Raw genomic sequence first — 25450 nt, forward strand, 5'->3', positions numbered from 1 at the left:
GCAGGCACGGCTCGGCATCCGACCGAAAGGCCGCTTCGCCGCCGACCATGCAGGCAGCGTCGGCACGGCGCCCCTGCCCTTCTGCCCTGCCCGTCTGCCGGGCCCGGGGCCGAAATCGCTGCCCGAACGGCGTTGTTGGACAAATCAGCTGGCGACGGCAGTCCCCCTTTCCCCGGACAGACCTATCCCATTCCTCTCCTCGGGACACGATCGGGCGATGGAAGCGCATCGCCTCTTTAGGTTGCATCGAACCGGCACGAAGCCAGCGGGGACGAGCGCTCCGGCGAAGCTGCGCCCGTCGGGGCAGATGGGTCCGGTCTGCGGGATGGCCGGACCTGAATCGGCAAAGAGGTCCGGCAAAGACCGCAGCCGGGGGCGGTTTGCGGCAGGGCGGGCGCGCCGCCCATTTCCTGCGGAGCCGCTGCGATGATGCAAGCTGAACTGATGTCAAACCTGCGCTGGACGGCAGAACACGGGCTGCTCATCCGGGAGGGCCGCGTCGCTGCCTTTGCGCTGTCGCCCGGCTTCGTTCCGCACCGGTCTCGGCAGACTGGCCGGGCCTGAGGAGAGCCTCGGGGGAATCCGCAAAGCGGGGCCGACCGGACAAGCCTGAATGAAACCCGGACACGATTCCTGCCCGGTGCCGTGGCAGCTGCCGTGCAATTCCCCTTGGCGGTCCCGCATCTCGCGCCTGTTCGGCCGGGCTGCCCTTCGCCCTTGGCGCCGAACTCCGGCCAAACTCAGGAATGCCGCCGTCTCTGCCGGCGAGGGCGCAAAATCCGGGGGGCGGGCGCCCGCGGGGGCCGCCATCCGGGGTTGCCGAGGTTGCCGTTGCCGCTGCCAAGGCGCTCGGGCGATCCGCGATTGCGATGCGCCGGGATGCCGGAGGACGCCTGCTCCGAATTTTTCGGAAACCGGCGGAACTTTCTCCGGACCGGGAGGTTGTGCAGGGGTGACCACGGCGGCGGGCGGACGGTGTCCCCCGAAAGCTCCTGCCCGCTGCCGGGTTCACATCTCCCCTCGCGCCTCGTTCCGCCCTGGTCCCCGCCAGGGCGGATGCGCTGCGGCGAAGGCCGCGCGGAGGTCTTCGGGCCCGGTCCCGGAACGTCTGGCCGGCCGCGGGCATGGGCGCGGAAACGCAGCCGCGCGCGGAGCGGGCTGCTCCGCGCGCGGGTCTGTCATGGCCGTCCGGAGATCACGAGGCCTTGGCGAGGAATTCGTCGATCTTGGTCTCGGCCTCGTCCTTGGCCAAGCCGTATTTTTGCTGCAGAAGGCCCTTGAGCTCCTCGCGGTCGCCCTTGGCACGGGTCAACTCGTCATCGGTGAGCTTGCCCCATTCCTGCATGACTTTGCCCTTCCACTGGCCCCAGTTGCCTTCGATGATATCCCAGTTCATCGCTGTCTCCTTCCGTTGCTGTTTCATGTAGACAACGCTGCCGGGCGCGCCACGTTCCGCAGCGCACGAATTCGTCAACTGCCCGGATTTCCGGCAACGGCGGCGTGTCCGTCCCCAACCTTTCCGGGAATTGGATCGGGACCAAGGCTGCCCTGCCAATCCAGCTGGCTCCATCAGGCAACAGCCGCATTTCCGAATGGTCCCGACATGGAGCTGGGAAATCGCGATGCCATCGGCCGCAGGGGCCCGCCCGGCGAGGCCGGACGGGGATGCCGGGGACGGGCGGTCTGCCTCCTGCCGCTGCCGGGCAGCGGACGGCTGGCGGTCGAGAAGATGGAGCGCCGCCCGATCGAGACGGGATTCATCGAGGGGGTCGAGGGGCGTTGTTGCACAAAGATGCTCCGGGACCGCGGCCGCCGGAAGCAGGAGCGGCCGTGGCGCTTGGCTTGTCCGGATGCGCCATCGCCTTGCCGTCCCTGCGCCCCGGACGCCCATCCGTCAGCCCCCCGGCCCCGCAATCCTGCCGCCGCACTTCCGCATCGGCGGCTGCTTGGCTATCCAGTCCAGACAGAAGACGGGGAAGAGTGCATGAGTTTCGGAACATACGGCAGACAGGCCTTGATGGCCGCCATCGCTGCGGGGGCGGCGCTCCTGGCGCTCTGGCCGCCCGCCCCGCTCGAGCCGCAGCAGGCGCGGACCCTCGCAGTGGTGATCGTGACGCTCGGCTTCTGGGCCACCTCGCTGCTGCCGCCCTTCCTGACCGCGATGGGGTTCTTCGCGGCGCTGCTGATCTCGGGGCTGGCCCCGCCCGACCTGGTGTTCTCCGGATTCACCTCGGCGGCGATCTGGCTGATCACCGCCGGTTTCGTGATCGGCAAGGCGATCCAGGTCACCGGCCTCGGCCAGCGCTTGGCCGAGGCGGTCGCACCGCACCTGTCGCGCAGCTATCCGATGCTGATCGGCGGGCTGATGCTGATGGGCGCGGGTCTGAGCTTCCTGATGCCCTCCTCGGTCGGGCGGGCGATGCTGCTGGTGCCGATCGGCATGGCGCTGGCCGACACTCTGGGGCTGACGCCCGGCAGCAGGGGGCGCACCGGCGTCGCCGTCTGCGTGGCCTTCGCCGCCAATGTCCCGGGCTTCGCCGTTCTGCCCGCCAACCTGCCCAACATGGTCCTGACCGGGGCGGCGGACAGCATCCTCGGCATCCATTTCGGCTATGCCGACTACCTGCTGCTGCATTTTCCGATCCTCGGGCTGGTCCGCTGCGCCCTGCTGGTCGTGCTGATCCTGCGGATCTTCCCGGCAGAGGCGCCCGAGCTGGGCCGCGCAGCCGCCGCCGCGCCCGAGCCCGGCGGGCGGCAGCTCTGGCTGATGGCGATCCTTCTGGCCACGCTGGCGCTGTGGACCACCGACCGGCTGCACGGGATCAACCCGGCCTGGGTCGGGCTGGGGGCGGCCGTGCTGATCCTGCTGCCGCGCATCGGCTTCGTTTCGCCGCCGCAATTCCGCGAGTCGGCCGATTTCCCGACGCTCCTGCTGGTCGCGGGCGTGCTCGGCCTCGGCGCGGTGGTCAGCCATGCCGGGCTGGGCGTCGTGCTGGCCGATCTGGTCAGCGGCGTGCTGCCGATGGCGCCGGGGCAGGATTTCGCGAATTTCGTCTCGCTGTCGCTGCTGGCGACGCTGACCGCGGTGATTTCCACCATGCCGGGCGTGCCGGCCGTGCTGACGCCCCTGGCCGAGCAGCTGGCCGCGCAGACCGGCCTGCCGGTGGAGACGGTGCTGATGACCCAGGTGATCGGCTTCTCGACCGTGCTGCTGCCCTATCAGGCGCCGCCGGTGCTGATCGCGCTGGGGCTGGCGAAGGAGCCGCCGCGTGTGATCGTCAAGATGCTGCTGATCCTCGCGGCGGTGACGTTCCTCGTGCTGGTGCCGCTCGACTTCCTGTGGTGGCGGATGCTCGGCTGGATCTGAGCCGGACGGTCGACCCTCCGGCGCCAAGCCCCCCGGAGACGCTCCAGCCCGCGCCCGGAAAACGCTGCGCCCGGGCGCTTGCCGGCCTCCCGCCGGGCTGCCCTGCGCACGGCCCGGCATTACGGGGCGCAGGCCCAGACCGAGCGGCTTGCCAGCGAAGTCCAGCAATGGAGCGCCGAGGCCGAGCAGGTCACCGAGGAACTCGAGCGGCTGCGCGCCGAGGGCGAAGCGCTGGCCGCGCTGAGCGCCGAGCTCGACGAGCTGAAGCCCGAGCTTGGTTCGGCACGGGCGCGGGCGGAGCAGGCCGAGGCCAATCTTGCCGCAGCTCAGGAAGAAGCCGCGGAGCTGGCTGCCCAGCTTGCCGAAGCGAAATCCGGCGACAAGGCGCTGTCGATGGCCTCGCGCGCCGAAGCCGAGGCGCTGCAGGCGGTGCTGACGCGCACCGAGGCGGCGGTGGCCGAATTGCAGCGGGTGAATGCCCAGCTCAGGACCAACAATGCGGCGCTGCGCGGCGCGATCGAGGCCGGGCTCTCCGAGGCGGCGCTGGTCGACGAGGCGCTCAGGGCCGACCTGCAGGCGCTGGAGGCGGCCCGCGCCGCCGACCGCGCCGAACTCGACAGCATTCTCGCCGCGCTGGCGCCTGCGCTGAAGGAAGACGGACATGCCTGAAGTTACCATTTCCATCGGCGGCCGCGGCTTCGACGTCGCCTGCCAGGAGGGCGAACAGCCCTTTCTCGAAACCGCCGCGCGGCTCCTGGATGCGGAGGCGCAGATCCTGGCCGAGCAGATGGGGCGCATGCCCGAGCTTCGGATGCTGCTGATGGCCGGGCTGATGCTGGCCGACAAGACCGCAGGTCTCGAGGACGAAGTCGCCGAGCTGGCCGGCAAGCTCGCCAGCCAGGAAGCGCTGATCGAGGAGCTGCGCGCCCGTGCGGCCGAGCCGGGACCGCTGAGCGACGACATGGCGGTCCGGCTCGAGGCGCTGGCCTCCCGGGCGGAGGCCTTGGCAGACTAGCCCGGAATGCCGTCCCGCCGCAGGGCGGGGCCGCCGCCGTGTTTCGGCGCACATGTCAGGATGCCCCCTCGATGCAAGGGGCTCCTGCGTTTCAGGGCGGCGGATCAAAGCTGCGGGCGATCCCGTGCCGGATCATGGCCATCATTTGCGCCTGCTGGTCGCCGTCCGCCTCGCATCGCCGCCAATGCGGCGGCTGCGGTCAGGAGAGCCCGCCGGCCGGATCCCGGCATTCTCCATTGCGCGGAAGCATGGGCCCGGAGGTTCCGGGCGGCCTTGGGTGCCAAGGCGATGTCGGCCCGCATGCGCGGCTTGCGTGTCAGCATGCACGCAGGCCAGCTCCCGGGCCTGCCGCCGTTCCGGCCCCGCCAATGCATGACAGACATTGCCCCTGCGATCAGCAGGCGCCGGAGGTGCCAGTGGTTGCGCCACCGGTCCAAGCGGCCATTGGCGACGCGCTGTGCCGTCCAGGACGTTTTGGACGTTCGGCCGAGCTTCTGCCTGCCGCCCGTGGCATGCGGGCGGGAAACATGCCCGCTCCAGGCTGCGACATCCCGGCCGCGCGCGACTGGACCCATGGCAGGTGCGAAGGCCACGACTGCCATGGCGGTGACTGCCCCGAAGCCCGGGATCGCGCGGAGCCGCCATGCCGCCCATGCCCGCCTCTTCGCCGATGCGGCGGTCCAAGCTCTCGATTCCGCCTGCCGTCCGGGCGATCCGCCCGAGATACGGGGCAGCGGAGTCGCGACCCTGACCGGGCAGGCCACTGTCCAGGCCGCCGGGAGCCCTGGCGAATGGATCGGCCGACCGGCGACCCGGGAAATTACACCTCGTTGACGGACGCTATCGCCTTTCCGGTCTTCGGCGCGCGCCTGCTCATGTCCTTGTCCAGCCAGACCAGCAGGGAGCCGCGCCGCTCCGGCGCGTTCGCCTTGCGGGCGCGGGCAGGCCCGGACTTAGCCATGGAAGGCCAATAACCCGCAGGATTTCATAGGGAATCCCGATCATCGGAGAGATCTCCAACAAGGTCCGCTGCCGCCAGTCTTCGGGGACGCCTTTGCGCAACAGGACCTAGCAGGCTGCAAGCCGGCTCCTACTTGGGAGCCACGAGCGGAGTCCCGGAACCCCTTTGCACAAAAAGGCCCCGCCGACGGGAATCCTCGTGGCGCAGGAAACGGGATGCGGCCCGCAGCCGGGGTCATGGCACGGCTGGCGGCCCCAGGCGGGCGACGGCGCCCGGCCTGGCCGCCGGGCATCGGTCGGCCATCGCCCGGCCTATCGCGGAAAGAAGCTCCGAGCGGCTCACCGGCTTGGCCAAACGGATATCCGTCGGCTGCAGATCGCTGCCCCGGATGGCGGAATCCGCGGCATATCCGGACATGAAGATGACGGGCAGGCCAGGAACGCGCTTGCGGATCTCCGCGGCCAGCGCGGGCCCCATCAGGCGTCCCGGCATGACGATGTCCGTCAGCAGCAGGTCGAATTCGCCGTCGCGGAACAGCTCCAGCGCGACATCCCCGGACCCCGCAGGCGTGACCGTGCAGCCCGCCCGCTCGAGCATGGCCTTGATGACCAGCAGGACCCCCGGCTGGTCTTCCGCCACCAGCACGCGGCAGCCGGCGCAGGGACTGCCCGCGGCCTCCGCAGCGCCGGTAGCGATGCTGCCTTCCCGGACACGAGCCGGAAAATACAGTATGAAGTCCGTTCCCGCCCCCGGTTCCGATGCGACCTGGATCGTGCCGCCGCTCTGCTTGATGAAGCCCTCGACCATGGCCAGGCCAAGCCCGGTGCCCTTGCCCTGTTCCTTGGTGGTGAAGAAGGGCTCGAAGATGCGCGCGGCCACCTCCGGAGCCATGCCGGTCCCGGTGTCCCGCACGCAGAGCCGGACATAGCGGCCGGGCTGCAAATCCTCGCGCGCGGCCCGGTCCGGGCCGATGTCGAGGTTCTCCGTCGACAACGTGATCCGGCCGCCTGCGGGCATCGCATCGCGGGCGTTCAGCAACAGGTTCAGCACCGCGCTCGAAGTTGCATCGACATCGACATCGACCTGCCAGAGGTCCCCGGCCAGCGCCGTTTCGATCCGGATATTCGACGGGATGGTCCGCGCCGCCCAGCCGATGGTTTCCTCCACCAAAGCGTTCAGATCGCAGGCCTTCGGGTCGAGCCGGGCCTTGCGGGCAAAGGCCAGCAGGCTGCGCGTCAGCCCTGCCCCCCGCTGCGCCGCCTGGATTGCCGGCGCGATCAGCTCGCGGGACAGCGGATCCTCCGCGGTTTCGTCCAGCAGCTCGAGGCTGCCGAGGATCACGGCAAGCAGGTTGTTGAAGTCATGCGCCACACCGCCGGTCAGCTGGCCGAGGCTCTCGAATTTCTGGGCCTTGCGCGCCATCGCCGCCTGGCGCTCCGCCTCTGCCTGGGCCTCGACCTCGGCCGAGACGTCCAGGACGATGCAATCCGCCCGCATCTGGCCGCCCTCCGCGGCGCGGGTGCTGCCGCGGAGCTCCAGCCATTTCTCGCGCCCGCCCGCGGTGCGCACGAGAAACCGCCCCGCGACCTCGGCCACCTGATCCGACAGCGCAGCCTGGAGCTGCACCAGCTGCGGGTCCGCCGAGAGCCGTGCCAGGAGCCCGTGCTGCAGCTCCTCGCGGAACCAGTGGCGGGCCTGCTCGGCGCGGCGCGCGTCCCAATGGCCGCTTTCCCGCCGCCAGGCATCGAGCGCCTGCATCTCGGCCCAGGCCTCCTCCAGCCCGGTCTCGGCCATCGCCGAAACCATCAGCGCCTTGGGGAAGCCCGGCGGGTCCTGTGGCCGCTTCCTCAACAGCCGGAGCGCCCCGGCATAGTCGGCGCAGGTCCGGGTCGCCACCGGCTTCAGGTCGCCGTCGGCCTTGTTGACGAGAATGATGTCGGCAATCTCCATGATGCCGCGCTTGACCCCCTGCAGCTCGTCGCCGCCCGCCGGCGCCATCAAGAGGAGGAACAGGTCGCACATTTCCGCGACCATGGTCTCGGACTGGCCGACGCCGACGGTCTCGATCAGCACCACGTCGAACCCCGCCGCCTCGCAGAGCGCCACCGCCTCGCGGGTGCGCCGCGCCACGCCGCCGAGCTGGGTCTGCGACGGCGAGGGCCGGATGAAGGCCATCGGATCGCGCGACAGCCGCTCCATCCGGGTCTTGTCGCCGAGGATCGAGCCGCCCGAGCGTGCCGAGCTGGGATCGACCGCCAGCACCGCGACGCGCAGCCCCTTGGCGGTCAGCATCATGCCGAAAGCCTCGATGAAGGTCGATTTGCCGACGCCCGGCGTGCCCGAGAGCCCGATCCGGAGCGCCTTGCGGCCCGACCTGCGCAGTTCCTCGACCAGCGCCACCGCCTCTTCGCGGTGATCGGCGCGGCCGCTTTCGACCAGGGTGATCGCGCGGGCAAGCGCGCGGCGTTCCCCGCCGAGGATGCGGCGGGCAAGGTCGGAACGGTCCATGGCGGGTCTCCGCTTCATCTGGCGCCCGTGGCCGGGCCGGTTGACGATCACCGCGGTTTTCTGCCTTGTGCCGGGGAGTGATGGCAAGGGCTGGAGGGCGCGAAGAATGTCACATGCGGGATTTGCAGGGCTTCTGGCCGGGCTCCTGCTCGCCGGAGCGGCAGCCGCCGAGACCGGAACCTTCGACCTGAGGCTCGGCCCGGTGCGGGCCGGAACGCTGCAATATTCGGCCGAGGCGCGCGGCGGGCAATACGCCGCCGCAGGCGCGGTGCGCTCCGCCGGGCTGGCCGGGCTCTTCCTCGACTCTTCGGTCGACGCGAAGTCCCGCGGCCGGGTCGACGGCAACCGCTACCGCCCCCAAAGCTTCTCTTCGACCACCACCGAGGGCGGCGAGACCGAGCGGCTGGCCTTCCGCTATGCCGGGGGCGTGCCTCAGGTCAGCCGCGACCCGGAACGGAAGAAGCCGCCGAAACACGCCGCGCCGCCCGCGCAGCAATCGGGCACCGTCGATCCGATGACCGCCGCTTTCGCCATCCTGCGCGACCGCCCCGCCGCCGAGGCCTGCGACCTCCGCATCGACCTCTATGACGGACGGCGGCGCGCGGATATCCGTCTGGTCGGCGGCACGCCCACCGCCGATGGCGGGCTCGACTGCCGCGGCGAATACCGCCGGGTGGCGGGCTTCTCGCAGAAGGAGCTGGCCGAGAAGCCGGTCTGGCCCTTCGCCGTCACCTACGCCCCCGCCGGCGATGCGCTGCGGGTGACCGAGTTGCGCGTGCCCACCAGTTTCGGCAATTTCCGCATGGTGCGGCGCTGACCGTGAGCTTCCCCCTTCCGATTGACGACGCCCTGCCCGGGCTCCGTGCCGCGCTTGCAACCGCGCTGCGGGTCGGCCGCCAGATCCACGTTCTGCTCGAACATCTGGCAGGCCACCCCGCCGCCGGACGTGCCGAGCGGGCCGCACAGCTTCTGTGCGAGGGACCGGATGCCGCCGAGGGCGCGGCGCTTGCCGCGCTTCTGGACGAAGCCTCCGCCGTGCTCGACCATCCCGCGCTGGCACCGTTCTTCGCCCCCGAGACCCTGGCCGAGGTGCCGCTCTCGGCCTGGCTGCCCGTGCTCGGCCGCGTCGCCTATGGCACGATCGACCGTCTGCAGGTGACGCAGGACGCTGTTCTTGCTGTCGATTTCAAGACCAACCGGACGGTGCCCGCGACCCCCGACGAGGTGCCCGAGGGGCTGTTGCGCCAGATGGGCGCCTACCAGGCGATGCTCGAGGCAATCTACCCGGAGCGGCGGGTCTCGACCGCGCTGCTCTGGACCCATGGCGCAAGGCTGATGGAGCTGCCGCACGATCTCGTGATGGCGGCCCTGGCGCGTGCGACCCCAACATCTTGATTGATGGACCCGGCTCGCCTAGGTAGGGGGCCAGTCCGAAATTAACGCCTCAGGAGGCATCCATGGCAACCGTTGCAGTCACCGACAACACCTTCGACTCCGAAGTCGTGAAGTCCGACGTCCCCGTCGTCGTCGACTTCTGGGCGGAATGGTGCGGCCCGTGCCGCCAGATCGGCCCGGCGCTCGAAGAGCTCTCCGCCGAATATGACGGCAAGGTCAAGATCGTGAAGATCAATGTCGACGAGAACCCGGTCTCCCCGGCCAAGCTCGGCGTCCGCGGCATCCCCGCCCTGTTCCTGTTCAAGGACGGCCAGGTCGTCTCGAACAAGACCGGCGCGGCGCCGAAGGCCACGCTGCAGAGCTGGATCGACAGCGCGCTCTGATCCGATGAGCGAGGACTTCCCCGGCTGGCACGGCACGACGATCATCGGCGTGCGCAAGGGGAACCAGGTCGTCGTCGCAGGCGACGGCCAGGTTTCGCTCGGCAACACGGTGATCAAGGGCACGGCCCGCAAGGTGCGCCGCCTGTCGCCCGGCGGCCATGACGTGGTCGCGGGCTTCGCGGGCTCCACGGCAGATGCCTTCACGCTGCTCGAGCGGCTGGAGGCCAAGCTCGAGGCCACCCCCGGACAGCTCGCCCGCGCCGCGGTGGAGCTGGCCAAGGACTGGCGCACGGACAAGTACCTGCAGAAGCTGGAGGCGATGCTGATCGTCACCGACGGCAGGGATCTCTACGTGATCACCGGCGCCGGCGACGTGCTGGAGCCGGAACATGACGTCGCGGCGATCGGCTCGGGCGGCAATTTCGCCCTCGCCGCCGCCCGCGGCCTGATGGAGAGCGATCTCGACGCCGAGACCGTGGCGCGCAAGGCCATGGCGATCGCGGCGGATATCTGCGTCTTCACCAACGGCAAGCTAACGGTCGAGGCGATCTCCGCCTGACCCGCGGGGAGAGGGATGCCCTCTCCCCGCCCCCCTCTCCCACGCATCGCAGCATCGGCAGGACCCGTCTGCCCTGACAGGCTTTCCGGGCCATCCCGGCAAAAGAGCCGGAGCCCTGCCGGGAAAGCGCCATGTCCTGTCCCTGACCGGAGACCCTGCCGCCTCTGCCAAGCGGTTCGACCCCGGCCCCGCGGCTACTTCTCCGGCAAATTCGCCGCCATGCTCGGGAGGTGCTTGCCGCCGGGCATGACGGCGGCGTGCTGCGGGTCTTCGCCTGCGGCGCGCCGATCTGGACCCCGGAATGCGCCGCCGACCGGGCCCGCCGCGCGGTTGCACCGGACTCCGCCTGCGCCGCCGCCGCCGAGGCCACCGCCTGCCCGACGATGGCGGGCGTCCCGGCATGGAGCCGCGCCACGACCTCGCCGGTGGCCGGATAGATCACCTCGATCGGCGCGCCTTCGGCATCCTCGACATACCGGCCGCCGATGAAATGGCTGGCCTTCGGTTGCAGATCGGTCATGCGGTCCTCAATTCGTTGTCCAGCGCCTGCAGCGCATGGGCATTGGCAATGGCGGCGGTCGTCTTCGGATTGAGCGCCGCGTGAAGGTAGAGCCCGTCGATCAGCCCGGCGATGCGCTCGGCGATGCCGTCGGAGGCCGCGCCGGCCAGCGGCCGCAGGTCATGCACCAGATTGGAATGCAGCCGCCGGTGATAGACCCGCAGCAAGCGGTTCGCCTTGGGAGAGGTCTGGGCCAGGACGTAGAAGCTGAGCCAGGCCGAGACCGATTCGTGCCGGAAATTGACCGGGGTGAAGCCCGCCGAGATCACCGCCTCGAGCCGTGCCCGCGGCGAGCCGGCGGCGTTCAGAAGCCGGCAGACCTCGGCACCGTAGAGGCTGAGGATATGGCGCATCGCGGCCAGGAAAATGTCTTCCTTGGAACCGAAATAGTGATGCGCCAGCGCCGGCGACATGCCCGCCCGCTTGGCGATCCGCGACACCGGCACGTCGAGGCTCCCGGCCGCGCCGATCTCCTCGATCGCGGCCTGCACAAGCGCGCGGCGTCTGATGGGCTCCATTCCGACTTTCGGCATCTTTTCGCTCTTTTTGGTTGCATCTTCACGATAGGGCGTTCTTAATTGACTCGTCAATCAACAAAACGACGGGGACCAAAATGAAACTGACCGCTTCTCTCCTGGCCCTGGCCTGCGCCTCCGCGGCCCATGCGGATTGCGGAACGGTCGTCTTCTCGGATGTGGGATGGACCGACATCACGGCCACCACCGCCGCGACGACGGTCGTGCTCCAGGCGCTCGGCTACGAGACCGACATCAAGATCCTGTCGGTGCCGGTGACCTACACTTCGATCGCCAAGGGCGATGTCGATGTCTTCCTCGGCAACTGGATGCCGACCATGGAGGGCGACATCGCCCCCTATCGCGAGGCCGGCACCGTCGAGACCGTCCGCGCCAATCTCGAAGGCGCGAAATACACGCTGGCCGTCAACAAGGCCGCGCATGAGCTCGGCATCGCCGATTTCGCCGAGATCGCCAATTTCGAGGACGAGCTCGACGGCAAGATCTACGGCATCGAGCCGGGCAATGACGGCAACCGCCTGATCCAGGAGATGATCGACCAGAACGCCTTCGGGCTCGACGATTTCGAAGTCGTCGAAAGCTCGGAACAGGGCATGCTGGCCCAAGTCGCCCGCGCCGACCGCCGCGGCGAGCCGGTCGTCTTCCTCGGCTGGGAACCGCACCCGATGAACGCCAATTTCGAGATGTCCTACCTGACCGGCGGCGATGACTGGTTCGGCCCGGATTTCGGCGGCGCGACGGTCTATACCAATGTCCGCAAGGGCTATGCGGGCGAGTGCCCCAATGTCGGCCGGCTGCTCGGCAACCTCGCCTTCACGCTGCCGATGGAGAACGAGATCATGGCCGCCATCCTCGATGACGGCACCGATCCCGAAGAGGCGGCAGAGGCCTGGCTGAAGGCCAATCCGGCAATCATCGCAGGCTGGCTCGACGGCGTCACCACGCTCGATGGCGGCGACGCGACGGCTGCGGTCAACGCCAAGCTGGGGCTCTGAAAACTGCCGGCGGCGTCATCCCTGCCCGGCAGCCGCCGCGTCGTCGCGCGCGGCGGCGCGCCGGAACAGACGGCCCCGAACAGGAACGACGGACCCGGAAATCCATGAGGCAAGGCAGGAACGGCCGTCGCCAACGGTGCTCGAACCGGCGGCGCATCCGCTGGCAACTCTGCGGCAACCCTCCGGCTCGCTTCCCCGATGGGAATCTGCGGCAGCAGCTCCGGCAGGAACGGGGTGCCACCCTGGCGGCTTGAGGCGAACTGGACCGCGCGGATAGCGTCGGTGGCGACATCCATCGCCAGATGCACCTTGCGCCTGCGCGTCGCGTGTCACGGAATCGGAGGACCATTCGGCGCTGTACGCGGACCAGTGGCGGTTGCGCGTCATTGTCGATCAGCAGGTTCACAGGCTGGCCGGATCAGCGGCATGGGAACTGCACCGCGATCCGTGCCTGACGCCGACAGGGCGTCGGGAAAACCGGCTCCGGCCCGTCGGGCCCGGCCATCTCGATCAGGCCGGTGAGCAGCCGACGGTCCGGCCAGGCGGCAGGCCGGACCGAATCTTCTAGGCTAGGCAAGTCTGCATCGCATTCGCCGGGCAGGGTTCCGCCCGGCGGGCCTTCGAGTTCTCCGCCGGAGGATTTGCCGGTTCCGGGGACCGGTCCGAACTTCTCCGGACGGTTGCCTGACCGGCCCATTCGGAACGGTCTCGGGCTGGCCTCGATTGCCCGGATCCTGGGCATTCCACGCCATCGCGGGATCGAACCAGACCGATGGCGATCCACGCCACCTCAGCGGAAACCGGCAATCTGACTGGTTGGCCGCGCGGTCTCGGGCGGGGCGGGTTTCGGCATGTGGCCGACCTAACCATCACGGGGCACGCCTGAAGCTCTCACCGATACTTGCAGGAATCCTCCCCTGCGGCCTCTGTGGCGGCCAGACCGGCCTGGCCGCACCGGTATGGTCGGCCGCCGCGCTCTGTCGGCGCCGATTTGGCCGGGAGCGATCATTGCCTGGGTGCAATCCGGCGCGCCGCGCGGATGGATTTGCCCTAGCGTCCTGCAGCGGGCTGTGCCGTGTCGGTGCATCGGGAAGGCGCGCGTCCTGCGTCCCGCCGCCGGGTCAGTGGCATCCGGTGATCGGCGCAGGGACCGCAGCGGCGCCGCAGCCGGGAGTTGCGCCCATGTCCGCTGGCGGCGTTTCCGCCCCTGCAGGACTGCCGCAGCTTCCGCCATTCCAGTGTCCTGCGAGCCCGCACAGTCTTGTTCCCGCTGATCTCGGCGTTGCGCTTCGGCCGCCGGGACGCGGTGCCGGGGAGCCGGCATTGGTGCTTGGAGAGCGGCACGGACGACATGCTTTCGGCGGGCGATGCTTCGAAGCGCCGGATTTGGAGCAGCTTTCGATGTTCCGGCGCCGCAGGACTGCGCATGGGCTTGGCTCCGCTGCGCCGGTCCCGATTCATGTCGGCAGGTGCGGGCGTGCGGATGCCGCGCGGACATCGATGCCCCTGCCTGTGGACCGCAGCAGGCTCGGAGCGGTGACCACGCCGCGCCTGGCCAGCCATGTGGCCGCCGCAATGCCGGACCCGCCTCCGGCCGTCCCGTGATCCGGGGCACCGCATGGTCTTGGCCCGGCACGGCGCGTTCCGTCCCGGTCCCGTCCGGAAAGGCGTTTTGCTGATGCCGGCGCAACCGGCGCGTCGTTCTCGGGGCAGGGTTGAGCGGGAAGTGCTGCCGCAATGTTGCGGCTGCTCCGTTGGTCTGCGGCGATCTTCGGCGCTACGGGATGGCGCGCGGCGGCGGTTCGGGGCGTCGAGGTCCGGTCGGTCCGGCCAGGGCGTTGCGCTGCCTGTCCTGCATTGCGTTTCCGGCCCGCGGCGGCGGCGGCTTGGGCGCGCCGGAAGGCTTGCCGCCGCGGCCGCCGCCGCCGGATTTCGCCGGGCGGTGGGTTGCGCCGAGCGGGCGCTCGCCGAAGCTGGTTTCCAGCTGGATGCCGATCAGCTTCTCGATCTGCTTCAGTTCCTTGGTCTCCGCCGAGGAACAGAAGGCCACGGCGCGGCCGTCGCGGCCGGCACGGGCGGTCCGGCCGATGCGGTGGACATAGTTGTCCGGCACGTTCGGCAGGTCGAAGTTGTAGACATGGCGCACCTCGGGAATGTCGATCCCGCGGGCGGCGACGTCGGTGGCGATCAGAACCTTCAGCTGGCCGGTGCGGAACGCCTTTCCTCGTGCTCGACGAGGCCGACCAGATGCTCGACATCGGCTTCATCCACGCCCTGCGCCGCATCGCGTCGCTGCTGCCGAAAGAGCGCCAGACCATGCTGTTCTCGGCCACGATGGCCGACCAGATGGAGGAAATCGCGCAGGCCTACCTGACCGATCCGGTAAAAATTTCCGTCACGCCTCCGGGCCGGACCGCCGACCGCATCGAGCAGGAAGTCCGCTTCATCGAGCAGTCCGAGAAGACCGGCCATCNTGATCGACCTGCTCGGCGCGCATCCCTCCGAGCTGGCGCTGGTCTTCACCCGCACCAAGCACGGCGCCGACCGGCTGGCCCGCGCGGTGGAGAAATCCGGCTTCGATGTCGGCGCGATCCACGGCAACAAGAGCCAGGGCCAGCGCGAGCGCGCGCTGCGGCGCCGATGTCGCGCGCTGGCGCCCGGCCGACAGCCTGGCGATCATGAAGCTGATGGGGCTGCAGCTCTCCACCCATCTTTCTGCCGAGGTGCAGCGCGCCCGCACCGCCCTCGCCCTGCCGCCGGACCGGGTGCGCGACATCCTCCCCGACAGCCGCCGAGCGGCAGGCCGGCCTCGCGGGCCAGCGCGTCATTCGGGCTGGCGCCGATGCCCGCGAGGATGAGATCGGCCTCGATGAGCCGGCCATCGGCCAGCGTCACGCCTTCGGGCGACACGCCCGCGATGGCCGTGCCCAGATACAGCGCCACGTCGTTCTGCCCGGCCACCCAGGCGAGGAACTCGCCGGCTTCCGAGGGCAGCAGCCGCTTCAGAAGCCGGTCCTGCGCCTCGATCACCGTCACCTTTTTGCCGAGCGCACGGGCGGCGGAGGCGATCTCCAGCCCGATGAAGCCGCCGCCGATCACGGCCACCTGCGTGGCAGCCCGGAGCGCCGGGCCGAGCCGTTCGGCATCGGCGGCATCGCGCAGATAGTGGACCGTCCTGTCCTCGGCGCCCGGCAGCGACAGCCGCCGCGCCCCGGCCCCGGTGGCCAGCACCAGAAGGTCATAGCCCAGCTCCGTCCCGTCGCCGAGCGTGACCCTGCGTGCCTCCCGGTCGATGGCGGTGACGGCGGTGCCGAGCCGCAGCGCAATGCCCAGACGCTCCGCCTCGCCCGAATCGAAGACATGCGCCTCGGCCAGCGTGGTGCGCCCGAGGAGCAGGTCCTTCGACAGCGGCGGACGTTCATAGGGCGGATGGCGCTCCGCCCCGATCAGCACGATCTCGCCGCCGAAGCCCTCGGCGCGGGCCGCCCGCGCGGTCTCGGCCCCGGCCTGCCCGGCACCCGCAATCACCAGACGGCGGCTGTCGCTGCGCCTTGCTGCTGCGGCGGCCGCCGGAGCCTCGCCGCCCGCGGCGGCTGCCGGTTCGGTATCGACCCAGACGAGGCCATCCTCGACCTTCGCCGGATAGGTGGCGAGGTCCTTGGTGACCGGGGCGCCCTGCGCCTTGCCGGTGCGGATGTCGAACAGGCCCTGATGCAGCGGGCACTCGACGCAGCCGCCCTCGACATGGCCCTCGCTCAGGAGCGCAAAGGCATGGGTGCAGATATTGCCGGTGGCGAAGACCTCGCCGTCAAGCGCATAGAGCGCGATGCGCAGCCCGTCGATCTCGACCCCGGCCACGCCCTTCGCCAGAAGCTCGGCCTCGGTTATGGAAGAATGCCAGCTCATGGCCGCCTCACACCGCTTCGGCCAGGAGCGGCAGCCCGAGGAGCCGCGCCGCACTGTCATGGCAGACCATTGCCCTTGTGGCGGCATCCATCAGCGCGCTCTCGATGAACTCCGCCGCGGTGGCGGTGTCCTCATAGGGATAGTCGATCGAGAACATCACGCCCTCGGGCCCCATCTCGCCGAGCGCCCCCATCAGCGCGGCATGCGAGCAGACCCCGGTCGTGGTGATCAGGATGTTGCGGGTGAAATATTCGGAGGGCTTCAGCTTCAGCTCCACCCCCATCGGATAGGCCCCGAAACGCGAGTCGAAGCGCCAGCGCAGATAGGGCAGCGCCTCGCCCATATGGCCGAGCACCAGCTTGACCCCCGGAAAGCGGTCGAAGACCCCGGAGAAGAGCAGCCTGAGCGCATGGCTGCCGGTATCGACGCCCCAGCCCCAGGTCGCACCCTGCAGCACCGGCATGTCGGCAAAGACCGGCGGCGCGGCGCGGGCATTCGAGGGGTGCAGGTAGAAGGGCACGCCGAGCGCCTCGACCTCGGCCCAGAACACGTCGTATTCCGGCGCATCGAAATAGCGGCCATGGACCGGGCTGTTGGCGAGGCAGCCGAGAAAGCCCAAATCCGTCACTGCGCGGCGCAGCTCGGCGGCGGCCAGCTCGGGGTCGTGCATCGGCAGCGCCGCAAGCCCCGAGAGCCGCGAGGATAGCGGCGCGATCTTCTCGGCGAGGAAGTCGTTCGCCCCCTTCGCGGCATCGGCGGCCAGTTCCGGCAGCTCGCCCTGCGGCCCCGGCCCGGTCAGCGACAGCACCGAGCGGGTGATCCCGTAGCGGTCCATCAGCTCGATCCGCTCGCCGCCGAAATCATCGAGCCGCCGGGTCAGCTCGCGGGCCTGCGCCTCGGGGATGAGCTTGAGGAAGGCGGCCGAGTGCTTCTCGAAGCCGGGCGCCATGAAATGTTCCTCGAAGGTGATCTTGGGTATCATTGAACCCTCCTGTCGTCTGCCGGCCGTGCTGGCCGGATTGTCTTGTGTCTTGGTCCAGCGCCCTGCCCGCTCAGAGCAGCAGCGAGGGCGCCAGCGTTGCAATCCCGGGGACGTAGGTGACGAGCATGAGCACCAGCAGGTTGACCAGGATGAAGGGCCAGATCCCCGCGATGATCTCGGTCACCGGCGTCTGCAGCGTCGAGGAGGCCACGAAGAGGTCGAGCCCGAAGGGCGGCGTCACCATGCCGAGCGTCACGTTGACCGCGACGATCATGCCGAAATGCACCGGGTCGATGCCGAGGCTCGTGGCCACCGGAAAGAGCGCGGGCACCAGGATCAGCTGGATCGAGTTCGGATCGACGAACATGCCCGCGATGATGAAGGCGATATTGGCGGCCATCAGGAACAGCACCGGCCCGGCATGCAGGCTGTCGAGCCCGGCGATCAGAAGGCCGGGGATCTGCGCCAGCGTGATGAAGTGGGACAGCGCCGTGCCGAGCGCGAGCAGGAGGAAGATCACCGCGTTCTGCACGGCGGATTTCTCGGCGATGGCGATCAGCCCCTTCAGATCCAGGCTGCGGTAGACCCACATCTCGACAAGGATGGCATAGACCACGCTGACCACTGCGGCCTCGGTCGCGGTGAAGAGCCCACTGTAGATCCCGCCCATGATGACCACCGGCAGGCCGAGCGCCCAGCCCGCGCGGCGGAGGGCCAGGCCGATCTCGGCCAGGCTGGCGCGGGGATCGCCCGTCACCCCGGTGCGGCGCGCCTCGACGGCGGTGAGCAGCGCGAAGGCCAGCCCCAGCACGAGGCCGACCGACAGCCCGGCCGCGAAGAGCGCGGTGATCGAGGTGCCGGTGATCCAGCCATAGACGATCAGCGTGATCGAGGGCGGGATCAGGAGCGCGGTTTCGGCCGAGGAGACGATCAGCCCCAGAGAGAAGCGGTCGCGGAACCGCGCGCGGCGGAGTTCGGGATAGAGGATGTGCCCCATCGCAGCGACCGTGGCCGGGGCCGAGCCCGACACCGCGCCGAAGCCCATCGCGCCGCCGATCGTAGTATAGCCGATGCCGCCGCGGGCATGGCCGACCAGCGCCCGCACCAGCCCGGTCAGCCGTCCGGCGATCTGGCCATGGCCCATCAGCTCGGCCGCGAAGAGGAAGAACGGGATCGCCAGGAGCAGCGACTGATTGATCCCGCCGGCCATCTTCTGGGCGATGACCATGTCGGGCATCCGCTCGAAGAAGCCAGCCTTGATGGCCAGCGTGGGAAGCCCCAGCACCATCAGCATCTCGAAGCCCGCCACCAGAAGCAGGACGGCCATCAGGGCGATTGCGAGGCCGGGGATCATTCCGCGGCCTCCGCTGCGGCGCCAAAGCGGTCGATGGTGCCCGCGAGACTGGCGCCGTAGCGCAGCGCCAGCAGAAGGAACCCCGCGCAGGGCGCCACGTAGATCCAGCCGATCGCCAGATCGAGCGTGGCGCTCTTCTGGCCGGTGCCGAAGACGAAATCCGCCATGTCCAGCGCCAGCCAGGCCATCCAGAGCGAGAAGCAGAGCCCCGCGGCATCGATGATCCGCCGCAGCGGCAGGCGCAGGCGCTCCGCGATCCGGTCGCGCCAGCTGTCGACTGCCACCTGCTTGCCGCGTTCCAGCGCCAGCCCGGCAGCGAGGAACACGAGGTAGAGGTTCATCAGCCGGACCACCTCGTCGATCCAGCCGAAGGAGGAGGCCAGCGCCCCTCCGAACAGCCGGACCGCGACGTTGAAGGCGAACAGCCCGGTCATGCCCAGCAGCAGCGCGACGAGGCAGCTGCGCTCGAGCAGGCGGATGATATGGAGAAAGGCGTGCATGGCGGGATCTCGCGGGCCGGGATCAGTTCGCAACTGCGCCGTAGGCCGCCTCGTAGGCCTCGAAGAGCGCCCTGCCCTCCTCGCCGGAGCGGGCCAGGAACGCGTCGCGCGCCGCCGGGAACATGGTCTCTCGCAGCGCGGCAATCTCGTCGGCTGAGGGCTCCGTCACGGTGACGTCGGCGGCGCGGATCGTCTCCAGCGCACGTGCCCCGGCCGCGGCCTTGTGCTCGATCATCTCGGGAATGACCTCGTGCAGCGAAGTGGAGATCGCCTCGCGCCATTCCGGCTCAAGCCCGTCCCAGACCGCCGGATTGAACAGCACGACATTCTCGATGGCGCCGTGGTTCGACAGGGCCAGGTATTTCTGCACCTCGTAGAACTTCATGTTGAAGATGGTGTCGAGCGGGTTTTCCTCGCCGTCGACCACGCCGGTCTGCAGCGCGGTGTAGAGCTCGCCGAAGGGAATCGGCACGGCGGTCACGCCGATGGATTTCAGCGCATCGACCAGCACGGCGGATTCCATCACGCGGAAGGTCTGGCCGGCGAAGTCGCCGATCGAGGCGATCGGCGCGTTGGAAGTGAACTGCTTGGTGCCGTTGGGATAGAGCGACACGCAGGTCACGCCGCGGCTGTTGAAGCTGTCGCAGAAAGCCGTGCCGAAGCCGCCGTCGCGGATCGCCTGGGCCTGCTCCGGATCGGCCGGGTAGAGGAACGGGATGTCCATGATGGAGGCAAGCGGATTGAAGCCGCCCATGAAGGCGACCGGCCCGGAAGTGGCGTCGAGCGCGCCAAACTGCACGGCCTCGGTCATCTCGCGCTGGCTGCCGAGCTGGCTCTGCGGGAAGATCTGCAGCTCGACGGCGCCGCCGGTCTTCTCCGAGACCATCCCGGCAATCTTCTCGAGCATGACATGGGTGGTCGAGGCAGGGGCTTCGACATGGCCGATGCGCAGCGTGAGCTCCTGGGCGAGGCCCAGCTGCGGCAGGGCGGCGAAAAGCAGGGCGGCGCCCAGCGGGCGGAACATGGCGGACATGGAGATACCTTCCTGTCGGCTGTGACTTGCGGAACTGGTGAAGGGGACCGCCCGCATGGCGCGGGCGGTCGGCCGGATCACTCGAAGGCGGAGGCGGGCAGGAACTTCTCGTCGGTCCAGGCGCCTTGGACGGCCTTCTTGATCATGTAGGCCCCTGCGGGCGTGCCGCTTTCGTCCAGCGTCAGCGGACCCGAGGCGCCTTCGTAGTCGATGTCCTTGCCCTCGGCGAGCGCCGCCTTGGCCGCCGCGAAGGTCGACACCTTCTCGCCGCCCTCGCTGACATCGCGCAGGACCGCGTTGATCCCCTCGCCAGTGCAATCCGCGGCGGCCTCGAGCGAGATCGCCGTCAGCATGGCCATGTCATAGGAATTGGCGGCGAAGGGTCCCGGGGCCGCGCCGGTTCTCTCCCGGGTCAGGTCGGCGAAGGCCTTGAACTCCGGTAGCGTGCTGTCGGCCTCGGCGATCTCGACATAGGCGCGATCGTTGAGGATGCGCGGATCGACTGCCTCGAAGACCTCGGGCACGGCGAGGTCGGCGGTCAGCAGCCATTCGCCCCCGTATCCGCCCGCGGCGGCCTCCTTGAGAACGGTCACGCCGGATTCCTGTCCGCCCGCCAGGTAGATCGCGTCCGGATCGTGCGACAGGACCGAGATCAGCTCGGCCTGGTAGGAAGGCTGGCCGGGATTGTAGATGATCATGTCGGTCAGCTCGATCCCCGCCGCGGTGACGGCGTCGCGCGCGACCTGGGCCGGAGAAATGGTGGATTCCTCGTTCTGGATCAGGAAGGCGACCGACTTGTAGCCCTTCTCCGCCAGCCACATGCCCGAGGCCGCGCCGTCGCCGAGATCGGACGAGACTGTGCGGTAGACATAGTCGCCGCCGATCTCGTTGAGGGTGATCGTGCCGGCATAGGGCGACATCATCACGGTCTTCTTGCGCTTGGCGAGATCGACCAGCGCCACCATCTCGCCCGAGGCCGGGCCGAGGATCGCGACCGCCCCCTCGCTGTCGATCATCTTGTTGGCCTCGCGGATCGCCTGTTCCGCCGAACCGCCGGTATCGGCGACGACGGTGCGCAGCGGCCCGCATCTGGTGCCCCCGGCGGCATTGACCTCGTCGACGCCCAGTTGCACGGCATCGGCAACGATCTTGCCGAATTCGCCGAGTTCGCCGGTCAGAGGCACGAGCACGCCCAGCGTCACCCCGTCGGCTTGCGCGAAGGCAGGCTGGACGGCGGTCAGGGCGGTGGTCAGGGCGGCAAGCGCTGCCGCGGATCTTGCATGTCTCATCGTCTGTCTTCCTGTTGGCTAGCGTTTCTTCTTCCGTGTCGCGCCACCCTGCCGCGGATGGAGCGGGGGGCAGGCTCAGTGCTCCTGCAGGAGCATCTCCTCCAGCCGGCCCGGTTCCAGCAGGTCTTGGCTCGGCAGGGTCTCCCGGTTGCGCCCGGCATCGAGCATCCAGGTCGTCCGCGAAATCTTCAGGATCTTCTCGGGGTTCTGCTCCACCACCCAGATCACGCTCATGCCCTGCCGCGAGAGCTCGGTGATCCAGGCGATGATCTGGTCGACGAAGATCGGCGCCAGCCCAGCGGTCGGCTCGTCGAGGATCAGGAATTCCGGCGAAGCCAGCAGCGCGTTGGCGATGGCCAGCGTCTGGCGCTCGCCGCCCGAGAGCGTGGCGGCCAACTGGTGCGAGCGCTCCTTCAGGATCGGGAAGCGGCGATAGGTCTCCTCGATCAGCGCCCCTGCCCCCTCGAAGGCCAGCGCCGAGGCCAGTAGGTTGTCGCGCACCGTCATCCGAGCGAAGGTGTTCCGCTCCTGCGCGACATAGCCGATACCGGCCCGCAGCGTCTCCAGCGCTCCGAGCGGCGCGACCGAGCGGCCGTCGAGCAGGATGTCGCCGCCCGAGACCGGCAGATGGCCCGCGACGGTCTTCATCAGCGTCGATTTTCCGGCACCATTAGGGCCCAGCACACAGGTGATCTCGCCCGGTTCCGCGACCAGGTCGACCCCGTGCAGGATCGTGACCTTGCCGTAGCCCGATTGCAGCCCCGTGACCTCAAGCTTCATGATCCGCCCCCAGATAGGCCGCGATCACGGCAGGATCGCGGCGGATGTCATCGGGCGTGCCTTCGGCCAGCAGCGCCCCGTTCTGCAGGACCACCACGCTGTCGGCCAGCGACATCAGGAAGCCCAGGTTGTGTTCGACCACGATCAGCGTGGTGCCCGCCGCATGCAGCCCGGCAAGAATTTCAGACAGCTTGCCCTGAAGCGCCGGATCGACGCCGGCGGTCGGCTCGTCGAGCAGCAGGATCCGCGGCTCGCGCACCAGCTGGCGGGCGACCTCCAGCATCCGCAGCTCTCCCCCCGACAGGTTCGACACGCTGTCATGGCGCCGTCCGGCCAGCCCGACCCGCTCCAGTGCCGCCTCGGCGCGGCCGAGGAACTGCCGCTCGGCGGGCTTCCAGCGCCCGAGCATCGCCGCCAAAGGTCCCTCCTCGGGATGGGCGAGCCCGACCATGACATTGTCGATGATGCTGAGGCTGCCGAAGGCACGCGGCGTCTGGAACGTGCGGCCGAGGCCGAGCGCCGCTGTCCCCGCAGTGGAGAGCTGCGAGATCTCGGCACCGTCCAACGTCACGCTGCCCCTGGTGGGCGGCATCACCCCCGAAATCAGGTTGAAGGTGGTGGACTTGCCCGCGCCGTTCGGCCCGATCAGCCCGAGGAAGCCGCCGCGGCGCACGCCGAAGCTCAGCCCCTCCGGCCCGCCCACCGCGCGGAACCCGGCGAATTCCTTCACCACGCCGTCGAGTTTCAGGATCGTATCGGTCATGAGCCTGCCTTCCGTGACAGCCGGTCCCAAGGCTGCCAGCGCAGCACGAGGATGAAGAGGATGCCGGTGATCACCTCTTCCGCAGAAGCCGCGATCTGGGCGCCGCGCACGGTCTCGAAGGGGATGACCCGGACGAGTTCCTGGAAGAAGACCAGCGCCATGGTGCCGAGGATCGCGCCCAGGATGGTCCGCTCGCCGCCGAGCGCCAGGGCGATCCAGACGAAGAAGGTGACCTCGGCCGAGAACAGCGCGGGCGCGACCAGCGTCGTGATCATCGCGTAAAGAGCCCCGGCGAAGCCGATCGGGATGGCGGAGATCACGAAGATCTGCAGCCGCACCCTCGCGGTGTCCTTGCCGACGGATTCCGCGGCGATCTCGTCGTCTCGGGTCGCGTCGACCAGGCGGCCATAGGGCGAGGCCAGCAGCCGGTGGAACAGCCATGCAGTCAGCAGCATCAGCGCGCAGGCCGCCAGCGTGTAGCCCAGCGTGTCGCCGAGGCCGATCGCGGCCGGGTCGGGACGTTCGACATTGGCCATGCCGACGCTGCCGTTGCCGATGCGGCGCTCGTTCAGCAGGATCGAGTGGAACACCTCGGCGAAGGCGAAGGTGGTCAGCGCCAGGTACTCGCCGCGCAACCGCAGCGTCGGCCAGCCGGTGATCAGCGCGAAGAGCATCGCCGCCGCGCCCGCCGCCAGGAAACCCGCCCACCAAGGCATGTCGAAGCCGAAGGCGTACTGGTCGAGCCCCGAGGGCGGTTCCTGCGTGAAGATCGCATAGGCATAGGCCCCGGCCGCGAAATAGGCCACGGTGCCGAAATTGATCATGCCGCCGCGGGCATATTGCAGGTTCAGCGACACGGTCAGGACCGAGAACATCGCGCCGAACATCAGCGTGGAGAGGATCAGGGACTGGATCATTTTCCGGCAGCGCTCCCTGCGATGCCCTGCGGGCGGAAGAGGAGGACGAGGATGACGACCGCGAAGGCGACGAGCGGCCGGTAGCCAGCCGGGATCCAGAAGACCGAGACATCCATGGCGACGCCGACGATCAGCCCCGAGACGATCACCGCATAGAGCGAGCCGAGACCGGCCAGGATCGCTACGGCGAGAATCTGGAGGATCTGGTGGAAGGCGATATCGGTCGAAAGCGTGGCGATCACGCCCAGCATCACCCCCGCGACCCCGGCCAGGCCCGAGGAGATCAGCCAGGTTGCGCGGCTGGTCTTGCGGACATCGATTCCGCGCGAAGCGGCGAGTTCGGGATTGGCCGACATCGCGCGGATCGCCAGCCCGGTGCTGGTGCGGTTCAGGAATAGAGCCAGCGAGGCGCTGGAAACGATGGCCAGCGCCACGACGAGCAGTTGGTAGTCGGTGATCCTGAGGCCCCAGAAGCGGTAGCTGGTGGCCAGCGGGATATCGAGCGTGCGGATGCCCGTGCCGATCAGCGCGTCGATCGTGCCGCCGATCACATAGGCGACGCCGACCGAGGTGATCAGCATTACGGAGGGGCCGAACCTGCGGATCGGGTCATAGACGATGCGGCCGATGGCAAGCCCGGCAAAGGCCGTCACGATGATGCCGACCGCCGCGGAGGGCAGGATATGCCAGCCGAGCAGCTTGTTGCAGCCCCAGGTGACGAAGGCGGAAACGCCCAGTAGCTCGGCATGCGCGATGTTCAGGAATCCTTCCACCCTGCGGGTGAAAGAGAAGCCGATCGTCGCCAGGATCAGGAAGCAGCCGGTCACCAGACCGGTCAGGACGAACTGCAGGAAGAGCGTCATCTCCGCCGCTCCGGGAGCGTGGCAAGCTCTTGCAGACAAAGGAAATTCGTTCGGCCGCAGAGCCCGCGGCCGTCGATACGTGGGTAGGTCATTGTCCCTCCGTGTCTTATTTTATGGAGTATGCTTCTCTTTTTTTCGTGACTCAAAGGGATATCTGCGATTCAGCTTCCGCGAATTCGGATTCCCGCATCGTTGCCGAAAAATTATGCAGTAGGCTCCCTATTTTTTGCGGCCCCGGTCCGGGACCGCCCCAGCAGGGCAGCCGGCGCTATTTCATGGGCGCGCGGGAATGCTCGTTATTGGCCCCGATCAGCTTGCGCAGCAGCTGCATGAACATCTCGTGCTCTTCCTCATCCAGCGGCGAGACCAGACGGTCCTGCGCGGCTTCCATCTTCGGCCGCACGCTGCGCACGAAGCGGCGCCCCTCCTCGGTGATCCGCACGACGCGGGCGCGGCGGTCCTCGACCGACGGTTCGCGCGTGGCCAGGCCGCGGCGCACCAGCCGCTTGATCACGTCGGCGCCGCTGGTGCGGTCGATGCCCACCGCCTTGGATAGCGACAGCTGGTCGAATCCCTCACCGGAATAGAGCACCGAGAGCACTGCATACTGCACCGCGGTCAGGTCGAGCCCGTCGCAGGCCTCGGCGAAAAGGCCCATGTGGATCTGGTGCAGGCGGCGCACCAGATAGCCCGGGCGCCCCCAGAGATCGTCATATTTCGCCTGGCCGAAGGGGCTGTCACCGTCGTCAGCCGGCGTCGTCTGGTCGGGCGTGTCCTGCGCCATG

Annotated in this window: 25 protein-coding genes and 4 pseudogenes; 11 read left to right on the forward strand and 18 right to left on the reverse strand. The window is 69.0% G+C overall.

Features of this window, described 5'->3' with window-relative positions:
• Positions 1-1195: 1195 nt before the first annotated feature.
• Complete coding sequence (locus tag C7T91_RS23765) at positions 1196-1396, reverse strand: CsbD family protein (RefSeq protein WP_108261804.1); 201 nt, start codon at positions 1394-1396, stop codon at positions 1196-1198.
• 588 nt (positions 1397-1984) lie between these two features.
• On the opposite strand from C7T91_RS23765, the gene C7T91_RS23770 reads away from it, so the two are divergent.
• From C7T91_RS23770 to C7T91_RS23780, 3 genes are all read left to right on the forward strand, one after another.
• On the forward strand, positions 1985-3367 hold the full coding sequence (locus tag C7T91_RS23770) for an SLC13 family permease (protein ID WP_108261806.1): 1383 nt from the start codon (positions 1985-1987) through the stop codon (positions 3365-3367).
• Between the two features lie 78 nt (positions 3368-3445).
• Positions 3446-4036 carry a hypothetical protein gene (locus C7T91_RS23775; protein ID WP_108261808.1) on the forward strand — a complete coding sequence of 197 codons (591 nt, stop codon included), beginning with the start codon at positions 3446-3448 and terminating at the stop codon, positions 4034-4036.
• Positions 4029-4382 (forward strand): cell division protein ZapA, encoded by a 354-nt coding sequence (locus C7T91_RS23780; protein ID WP_108261810.1) that lies wholly within the window; start codon positions 4029-4031, stop codon positions 4380-4382. Before C7T91_RS23775 ends, C7T91_RS23780 begins: the two co-directional genes overlap by 8 nt.
• Before the next feature lie 104 nt (positions 4383-4486).
• Here C7T91_RS23780 and C7T91_RS39935 read toward each other — a convergent pair whose 3' ends face one another.
• The 4 genes and pseudogenes from C7T91_RS39935 to meaB form a co-directional block, all read right to left on the reverse strand.
• On the reverse strand, positions 4487-5146 hold the full coding sequence (locus C7T91_RS39935) for a transposase (RefSeq protein ID WP_407943336.1): 660 nt from the start codon (positions 5144-5146) through the stop codon (positions 4487-4489).
• A gap of 86 nt (positions 5147-5232) precedes the next feature.
• Positions 5233-5343: pseudogene (locus C7T91_RS36795) on the reverse strand (IS5/IS1182 family transposase); the annotation flags it as partial.
• 234 nt (positions 5344-5577) lie between these two features.
• Positions 5578-6840 carry an ATP-binding protein gene (locus C7T91_RS36800; protein ID WP_330848887.1) on the reverse strand — a complete coding sequence of 421 codons (1263 nt, stop codon included), beginning with the start codon at positions 6838-6840 and terminating at the stop codon, positions 5578-5580.
• A gap of 147 nt (positions 6841-6987) precedes the next feature.
• Positions 6988-7851, reverse strand: a pseudogene (meaB, locus tag C7T91_RS36805) (methylmalonyl Co-A mutase-associated GTPase MeaB); the annotation flags it as partial.
• A 106-nt stretch (positions 7852-7957) separates the two neighbouring features.
• Here meaB and C7T91_RS36810 point away from each other — a divergent pair.
• The 5 genes from C7T91_RS36810 (at position 7958) to C7T91_RS39940 (ending at position 10625) form a co-directional block, all read left to right on the forward strand.
• Positions 7958-8668, forward strand: coding sequence for a DUF3108 domain-containing protein (locus C7T91_RS36810; protein ID WP_161556083.1), 711 nt, complete (start codon positions 7958-7960; stop codon positions 8666-8668).
• A gap of 2 nt (positions 8669-8670) precedes the next feature.
• Positions 8671-9246, forward strand: a complete 576-nt coding sequence (locus C7T91_RS23805) for a PD-(D/E)XK nuclease family protein (protein WP_236638468.1) — start codon at positions 8671-8673, stop codon at positions 9244-9246.
• Between the two features lie 62 nt (positions 9247-9308).
• A complete protein-coding gene (gene trxA / locus C7T91_RS23810) occupies positions 9309-9629 on the forward strand; it encodes a thioredoxin (protein WP_108261820.1) in 321 nt (106 codons plus the stop codon).
• A gap of 4 nt (positions 9630-9633) precedes the next feature.
• Complete coding sequence (gene hslV, locus C7T91_RS23815) at positions 9634-10188, forward strand: ATP-dependent protease subunit HslV (protein WP_108261822.1); 555 nt, start codon at positions 9634-9636, stop codon at positions 10186-10188.
• 230 nt (positions 10189-10418) lie between these two features.
• Positions 10419-10625 (forward strand): hypothetical protein, encoded by a 207-nt coding sequence (locus tag C7T91_RS39940; protein ID WP_161556084.1) that lies wholly within the window; start codon positions 10419-10421, stop codon positions 10623-10625.
• 79 nt (positions 10626-10704) lie between these two features.
• Here the strand turns inward: C7T91_RS39940 and betI are convergent, their stop codons facing one another.
• Positions 10705-11280: a choline-binding transcriptional repressor BetI gene (betI, locus tag C7T91_RS23825; RefSeq protein ID WP_108261824.1), complete on the reverse strand. Its 576-nt coding sequence runs from the start codon at positions 11278-11280 to the stop codon at positions 10705-10707.
• A gap of 80 nt (positions 11281-11360) precedes the next feature.
• Here betI and C7T91_RS23830 point away from each other — a divergent pair, with 80 nt between their 5' ends.
• Complete coding sequence (locus C7T91_RS23830) at positions 11361-12278, forward strand: choline ABC transporter substrate-binding protein (protein WP_108261826.1); 918 nt, start codon at positions 11361-11363, stop codon at positions 12276-12278.
• Between the two features lie 1777 nt (positions 12279-14055).
• Here the strand turns inward: C7T91_RS23830 and C7T91_RS23840 are convergent.
• Positions 14056-14478: a helicase-related protein gene (locus C7T91_RS23840; protein WP_108261830.1), complete on the reverse strand. Its 423-nt coding sequence runs from the start codon at positions 14476-14478 to the stop codon at positions 14056-14058.
• 14 nt (positions 14479-14492) lie between these two features.
• Between C7T91_RS23840 and C7T91_RS23845 the strand changes: the two are divergent.
• Together C7T91_RS23845 and C7T91_RS39945 are read left to right on the forward strand one after the other, a co-directional pair.
• Positions 14493-14913 (forward strand): annotated as a pseudogene (locus C7T91_RS23845) (DEAD/DEAH box helicase); the annotation flags it as partial.
• Positions 14858-15004 (forward strand): annotated as a pseudogene (locus C7T91_RS39945) (hypothetical protein); the annotation flags it as partial. The pseudogenes C7T91_RS23845 and C7T91_RS39945, both read left to right, overlap by 56 nt.
• On the opposite strand, the gene C7T91_RS23855 reads toward C7T91_RS39945, so the two are convergent.
• The 11 genes from C7T91_RS23855 to C7T91_RS23905 all read right to left on the reverse strand — a co-directional run bounded on the left by C7T91_RS23855 (position 14955) and on the right by C7T91_RS23905 (position 25449).
• Positions 14955-16271 carry an FAD-dependent oxidoreductase gene (locus C7T91_RS23855; protein WP_108261834.1) on the reverse strand — a complete coding sequence of 439 codons (1317 nt, stop codon included), beginning with the start codon at positions 16269-16271 and terminating at the stop codon, positions 14955-14957. The pseudogene C7T91_RS39945 and the gene C7T91_RS23855 sit on opposite strands and share 50 nt — an antisense overlap.
• Complete coding sequence (locus tag C7T91_RS23860; protein WP_108261836.1) at positions 16192-17166, reverse strand: amidohydrolase family protein; 975 nt, start codon at positions 17164-17166, stop codon at positions 16192-16194. Before C7T91_RS23860 ends, C7T91_RS23855 begins: the two co-directional genes overlap by 80 nt.
• Positions 17167-17236: 70 nt before the next feature.
• A complete protein-coding gene (locus C7T91_RS23865) occupies positions 17237-18520 on the reverse strand; it encodes a TRAP transporter large permease (RefSeq protein ID WP_108261838.1) in 1284 nt (427 codons plus the stop codon).
• A complete protein-coding gene (locus tag C7T91_RS23870; RefSeq protein ID WP_108261840.1) occupies positions 18517-19020 on the reverse strand; it encodes a TRAP transporter small permease in 504 nt (167 codons plus the stop codon). Before C7T91_RS23870 ends, C7T91_RS23865 begins: the two co-directional genes overlap by 4 nt.
• 22 nt (positions 19021-19042) lie before the next feature.
• Positions 19043-20053 (reverse strand): TRAP transporter substrate-binding protein, encoded by a 1011-nt coding sequence (locus C7T91_RS23875; protein WP_108261842.1) that lies wholly within the window; start codon positions 20051-20053, stop codon positions 19043-19045.
• A gap of 77 nt (positions 20054-20130) precedes the next feature.
• Positions 20131-21342, reverse strand: coding sequence for an ABC transporter substrate-binding protein (locus C7T91_RS23880; protein ID WP_108261844.1), 1212 nt, complete (start codon positions 21340-21342; stop codon positions 20131-20133).
• A 75-nt stretch (positions 21343-21417) separates the two neighbouring features.
• Complete coding sequence (locus C7T91_RS23885) at positions 21418-22122, reverse strand: ABC transporter ATP-binding protein (RefSeq protein WP_108261846.1); 705 nt, start codon at positions 22120-22122, stop codon at positions 21418-21420.
• The gene (locus C7T91_RS23890) at positions 22112-22885 is read right to left on the reverse strand and encodes an ABC transporter ATP-binding protein (RefSeq protein ID WP_108262218.1); all 774 of its coding nucleotides are present in this window, start codon (positions 22883-22885) and stop codon (positions 22112-22114) included. Before C7T91_RS23890 ends, C7T91_RS23885 begins: the two co-directional genes overlap by 11 nt.
• The gene (locus C7T91_RS23895) at positions 22882-23802 is read right to left on the reverse strand and encodes a branched-chain amino acid ABC transporter permease (protein ID WP_108261848.1); all 921 of its coding nucleotides are present in this window, start codon (positions 23800-23802) and stop codon (positions 22882-22884) included. Before C7T91_RS23895 ends, C7T91_RS23890 begins: the two co-directional genes overlap by 4 nt.
• A complete protein-coding gene (locus C7T91_RS23900) occupies positions 23799-24665 on the reverse strand; it encodes a branched-chain amino acid ABC transporter permease (RefSeq protein WP_108261850.1) in 867 nt (288 codons plus the stop codon). Before C7T91_RS23900 ends, C7T91_RS23895 begins: the two co-directional genes overlap by 4 nt.
• Positions 24666-24933: 268 nt before the next feature.
• Positions 24934-25449, reverse strand: a complete 516-nt coding sequence (locus tag C7T91_RS23905) for a MarR family winged helix-turn-helix transcriptional regulator (protein ID WP_108261852.1) — start codon at positions 25447-25449, stop codon at positions 24934-24936.
• Position 25450: the final 1 nt, after the last annotated feature.

The sequence above is a fragment of the Mangrovicoccus ximenensis genome, assembly GCF_003056725.1.
Lineage (GTDB): Bacteria > Pseudomonadota > Alphaproteobacteria > Rhodobacterales > Rhodobacteraceae > Mangrovicoccus > Mangrovicoccus ximenensis.

Coding starts and splice junctions, on each gene's coding strand:
- C7T91_RS23870 (WP_108261840.1), bottom strand. CDS start 19,020: ATGCACGCCTTTCTCCATATCATCCGCCTGCTCGAGCGCAGCTGCCTC.
- C7T91_RS23765 (WP_108261804.1), bottom strand. CDS start 1,396: ATGAACTGGGATATCATCGAAGGCAACTGGGGCCAGTGGAAGGGCAAA.
- C7T91_RS23885 (WP_108261846.1), bottom strand. CDS start 22,122: ATGAAGCTTGAGGTCACGGGGCTGCAATCGGGCTACGGCAAGGTCACG.
- C7T91_RS23830 (WP_108261826.1), top strand. CDS start 11,361: ATGAAACTGACCGCTTCTCTCCTGGCCCTGGCCTGCGCCTCCGCGGCC.
- C7T91_RS23770 (WP_108261806.1), top strand. CDS start 1,985: ATGAGTTTCGGAACATACGGCAGACAGGCCTTGATGGCCGCCATCGCT.
- C7T91_RS36810 (WP_161556083.1), top strand. CDS start 7,958: ATGTCACATGCGGGATTTGCAGGGCTTCTGGCCGGGCTCCTGCTCGCC.
- hslV (WP_108261822.1), top strand. CDS start 9,634: ATGAGCGAGGACTTCCCCGGCTGGCACGGCACGACGATCATCGGCGTG.
- C7T91_RS23900 (WP_108261850.1), bottom strand. CDS start 24,665: ATGACGCTCTTCCTGCAGTTCGTCCTGACCGGTCTGGTGACCGGCTGC.
- C7T91_RS23895 (WP_108261848.1), bottom strand. CDS start 23,802: ATGATCCAGTCCCTGATCCTCTCCACGCTGATGTTCGGCGCGATGTTC.
- C7T91_RS23905 (WP_108261852.1), bottom strand. CDS start 25,449: ATGGCGCAGGACACGCCCGACCAGACGACGCCGGCTGACGACGGTGAC.
- C7T91_RS23880 (WP_108261844.1), bottom strand. CDS start 21,342: ATGAGACATGCAAGATCCGCGGCAGCGCTTGCCGCCCTGACCACCGCC.
- C7T91_RS23890 (WP_108262218.1), bottom strand. CDS start 22,885: ATGACCGATACGATCCTGAAACTCGACGGCGTGGTGAAGGAATTCGCC.
- trxA (WP_108261820.1), top strand. CDS start 9,309: ATGGCAACCGTTGCAGTCACCGACAACACCTTCGACTCCGAAGTCGTG.
- betI (WP_108261824.1), bottom strand. CDS start 11,280: ATGCCGAAAGTCGGAATGGAGCCCATCAGACGCCGCGCGCTTGTGCAG.
- C7T91_RS36800 (WP_330848887.1), bottom strand. CDS start 6,840: ATGCGGGCGGATTGCATCGTCCTGGACGTCTCGGCCGAGGTCGAGGCC.
- C7T91_RS23855 (WP_108261834.1), bottom strand. CDS start 16,271: ATGCCGCCACAAGGGCAATGGTCTGCCATGACAGTGCGGCGCGGCTCC.
- C7T91_RS23780 (WP_108261810.1), top strand. CDS start 4,029: ATGCCTGAAGTTACCATTTCCATCGGCGGCCGCGGCTTCGACGTCGCC.
- C7T91_RS23875 (WP_108261842.1), bottom strand. CDS start 20,053: ATGTCCGCCATGTTCCGCCCGCTGGGCGCCGCCCTGCTTTTCGCCGCC.
- C7T91_RS23865 (WP_108261838.1), bottom strand. CDS start 18,520: ATGATCCCCGGCCTCGCAATCGCCCTGATGGCCGTCCTGCTTCTGGTG.
- C7T91_RS23860 (WP_108261836.1), bottom strand. CDS start 17,166: ATGATACCCAAGATCACCTTCGAGGAACATTTCATGGCGCCCGGCTTC.